Source organism: Pseudomonas sp. MIS38 (assembly GCF_019891575.1).
GTDB lineage: Bacteria > Pseudomonadota > Gammaproteobacteria > Pseudomonadales > Pseudomonadaceae > Aquipseudomonas > Aquipseudomonas putida_A.
The window spans coordinates 1-3,268 of the sequence record NZ_JAFLXF010000049.1; the positions used below are offsets into that span (position 1 = coordinate 1).

4 protein-coding genes, 3 tRNA genes and 1 rRNA gene are annotated in these 3,268 nt (G+C 52.8%); all 8 read right to left on the reverse strand.

Going from position 1 to position 3,268, the window contains the following annotated elements:
• On the reverse strand, positions 1-145 hold a 145-nt coding region (locus J1G18_RS27740; protein ID WP_232895364.1), incomplete at its 3' end, for a GTP-binding protein.
• An 84-nt stretch (positions 146-229) separates the two neighbouring features.
• A tRNA-Thr gene (locus tag J1G18_RS27745) sits at positions 230-305 on the reverse strand.
• 26 nt (positions 306-331) lie between these two features.
• Positions 332-405, reverse strand: a tRNA-Gly gene (locus J1G18_RS27750).
• Positions 406-429: 24 nt separating this feature from the next.
• Positions 430-514, reverse strand: a tRNA-Tyr gene (locus J1G18_RS27755).
• Positions 515-656: 142 nt separating this feature from the next.
• Positions 657-1,094 carry a hypothetical protein gene (locus J1G18_RS27760; RefSeq protein WP_027614313.1) on the reverse strand — a complete coding sequence of 146 codons (438 nt, stop codon included), beginning with the start codon at positions 1,092-1,094 and terminating at the stop codon, positions 657-659.
• Positions 1,095-1,101: 7 nt separating this feature from the next.
• Complete coding sequence (locus J1G18_RS27765) at positions 1,102-1,851, reverse strand: pantothenate kinase (protein WP_098965871.1); 750 nt, start codon at positions 1,849-1,851, stop codon at positions 1,102-1,104.
• On the reverse strand, positions 1,841-2,794 hold the full coding sequence (birA, locus tag J1G18_RS27770) for a bifunctional biotin--[acetyl-CoA-carboxylase] ligase/biotin operon repressor BirA (protein WP_098965873.1): 954 nt from the start codon (positions 2,792-2,794) through the stop codon (positions 1,841-1,843). The genes J1G18_RS27765 and birA overlap by 11 nt, the downstream gene beginning before the upstream one ends.
• A 132-nt stretch (positions 2,795-2,926) precedes the next feature.
• Positions 2,927-3,042 (reverse strand): 5S ribosomal RNA (gene rrf / locus J1G18_RS27775).
• Between the last annotated feature and the right edge of the window lie 226 nt (positions 3,043-3,268).

Below are 3,268 nucleotides of genomic sequence, written 5' to 3' on the forward strand. Positions count from 1 at the left end.
TGTCGAATTCAACTACGGCCGAACCGAAAACTTCGGAGCAGACGCGAGTCAGAGCAGCGGTCAGAGTGGTTTTACCGTGGTCAACGTGACCAATGGTCCCTACGTTGACGTGGGGCAGGGAACGATCAAATTTTTCCTTAGCCATCGATAACACCCTCAACAGAAGAATTAGACGAACGATATCTACCATTAAAACAAAGGCAGATATTTTCATATCTGCCTTGTTATATGGAGCTCTTGAGCGGATTTGAACCGCTGACCTCACCCTTACCAAGGGTGTGCTCTACCAACTGAGCTACAAGAGCGTAACACTTTGCACAACCTGCAAACTTGGAGCGGGTAGCGGGAATCGAACCCGCATCATCAGCTTGGAAGGCTGAGGTTCTACCACTAAACTATACCCGCGGAGCTTGCAGCTCACGCTAAAAATGGTGGAGGGGGAAGGATTCGAACCTTCGAAGTCGTAGACGTCAGATTTACAGTCTGATCCCTTTGGCCGCTCGGGAACCCCTCCTAAGCGAGCCGGCATTCTATACTATGCCGACCTTCTGTCAAGCATTTTCTCATTAAAAACCTGAGGTTAGCTGCGTTGACACCGCTCTACTTGGACAACCTGTTTAGGTGTTCGCTGTGGAGCGGGCGCCATTCTATGCAAACTATTCCAGCGGTGCAACCCCCTCACACAGCATTATTTTATGTTTTAACTCATTGAATTCCTTGGAAAGGTTCTGCAACTGCACATCCCCCAATAAACGCTGGCTCTCGGGCGCAATGCGTAACCAATATCCAGGCTCGGGAAGATCCTTTTGCGATGCCTGAACCTTCACACTCATGCCCGCTAGACGCATCTGTAGCGCGGAAAGGCTGCTTTCTTGAGTCAAACCACCCAAAAACAGACACTCCTGTCCGGCATGGCGCGCGCCTTGCACTCCCGCCGAGTCACCAGTCGCCTCACTCAATAAGCGAATATCTTGCTGGGACCCGCGGTACATGCTGAGAGGAGTGACATCTTTTGCACGCAAGGGCGCCTCCTGCTGATGCCAGACGTAATAGAACACATTGAGAACAACGAGCAGCAGGAACAACCAACGCATACAAACCTCAAGTTAAAGGACACGCCATCGCCAACCCTACAAATACCAGGTCAGGGACGATCCGAGCATCAGGCACGACGTCCGCCACCAATCCAGCATCGCCACCGGTAATAAAGACAGCAAAGCGCTCCCCCCAATAGGATCGAGCCATTTCCATCTGGGTCAGAACGAAACCTCTCAACATTAAAGAGCACCCTCGCTCCACCGCCTCGACGGTACTGCGCCCCGGAGCATGGCTCGTCAACGCTTTTTCGGCAGCCAAGTCCCCATAACGGATTTTCCGGGTATGCGTACGTAACTGGTTACGCATCAAGGGCATTCCTGGGCAAATGAATCCCCCAAGGTGCTCACCTTCGGCATTAATAAAGTCGGCCGTCACAGCAGTGCCAAAATCCAGAATCAGACAGGCGCCGGCAGCCAGATGAAAGCCACCGAGCATCGCCAACCAGCGATCCAGTCCCAAGCGTTCATAGTCGTCATAGCCATTCCTGACACCAGACATTTCACTGGCCGACTTGGCGCACACGACCGAGATGCAGAACGTCTGCTCGAGAATTCGGGTGAGCGCAGCAGTTTCTTCGCTGGTTCTTACGCTGACCAACCGACATTTGCGCAACGACAGGTTCTCAAATGCGCACAAGCTATCCACCAGAGCTTGATCCGAGTCGACAACACCTTCCGCGAAAAGACCGCCAGCAGCCGTATTCAATACGCGCCACTTGATAAAGCTATTCCCACAGTCGAGCTCAAGAATCATCACGCAACCTCAGACTGAGCTCACCACCACTAAATACTTTTTCCACGCCGCCCACCTTCAAGCGCAGCGCACCCTGGCTATCAATACCAAGCACTACGCCTTCTATATGACTAACGCCCGCAACCAAAGAAACCGGGCGACCTTGCCACATGTGATCCTTTTCCCATTCCTCCTGGAACGCAGAGAAACCATGGACCTGATGACGCTGGATATAACCGCGCAGTTGGTCGCTCAGCTCAGCCACCAAGACGTTGCGATCGCAGGTTTGACCCGTCTCGAGTCGAATTGACGTCCATTGCTGGTCAACTTCCTCAGCAACCTGCATGTTCACATTAATGCCTATACCCAGCACCACATGGCAAACATCTGCCGGATCCCCTACTAGCTCAAGAAGAATACCGGCGATTTTCTTGTTCCCGACCAGCACATCGTTGGGCCACTTCAATCCTGCGCCCGCCACCCCCAGCTTTCGCAGGGCATGCATAACAGCCAAACCGACCACCAGACTCAAGCCCTCAAGCTGGCGCATGCCACCTTCAATGCGCAGGACCAGGCTGTAGTAGAGATTTTCAGCAAAAGGGCTTACCCATTTGCGGCCTCGGCGACCGCGACCGGAAATCTGTCGTTCGGCCAATACCAGAAACGGCGCCGCTCGACCCTGATTGATCGCGCGAAGCGCCTCTGCGTTAGTGGAATCGATGGAATCAAAGACTGTAATCGGCCAAACCGCTGCTAAGGCACTAATCTTCAGGGGGTCGAGGAGCGTCAAGGGTGCAGCCAGTTGATAGCCTCTGCCCCGGACTTTGTTTATGGACAACCCGAGCTCAGCCTCAAGATGCTGAAGCTGCTTCCACACCGCACTTCGACTGATTCCCAGGGTAACCCCCAGAGCCTCGCCGGAATGGAATCGACCATCCTTTAATAGATTCAACAACGTCAGCATGCAGGTCTCGCCTCACAATGAGGTCCGAATAATAGCCATGAGCCGGGCGATTGCATAGAAATCAAGCGCACCACTTTCCTGCGGGCAAAACAAAACCCCAACTGCTTTCGCAATTGGGGTTTCGGAATTTAATCTTGACGATGACCTACTCTCACATGGGGAAACCCCACACTACCATCGGCGATGCATCGTTTCACTTCTGAGTTCGGGATGGGATCAGGTGGTTCCAACGCTCTATGGTCGTCAAGAAATTCGGGTACTGACTCGTGACCGGCTGGCCTCGCTTCAGCAAATCGGGTATGTGATACAGGTGTTTTGTGAGCATCGCGAACTTTCGGTTCATTGCGTCTTCACACACCGCAATCTGGTCTCTTTCGAGCATTCAGATTGCTTGGGTGTTATATGGTCAAGCCTCACGGGCAATTAGTATTGGTTAGCTCAACGCCTCACAGCGCTTACACACCCAACCTATCA

What these genes read in the sequence shown, in the direction of transcription:
- J1G18_RS27760 (WP_027614313.1), bottom strand. Translation starts at nt 1,094, where the DNA reads ATGCGTTGGTTGTTCCTGCTGCTCGTTGTTCTCAATGTGTTCTATTAC.
- birA (WP_098965873.1), bottom strand. Translation starts at nt 2,794, where the DNA reads ATGCTGACGTTGTTGAATCTATTAAAGGATGGTCGATTCCATTCCGGC.
- J1G18_RS27765 (WP_098965871.1), bottom strand. Translation starts at nt 1,851, where the DNA reads ATGATTCTTGAGCTCGACTGTGGGAATAGCTTTATCAAGTGGCGCGTA.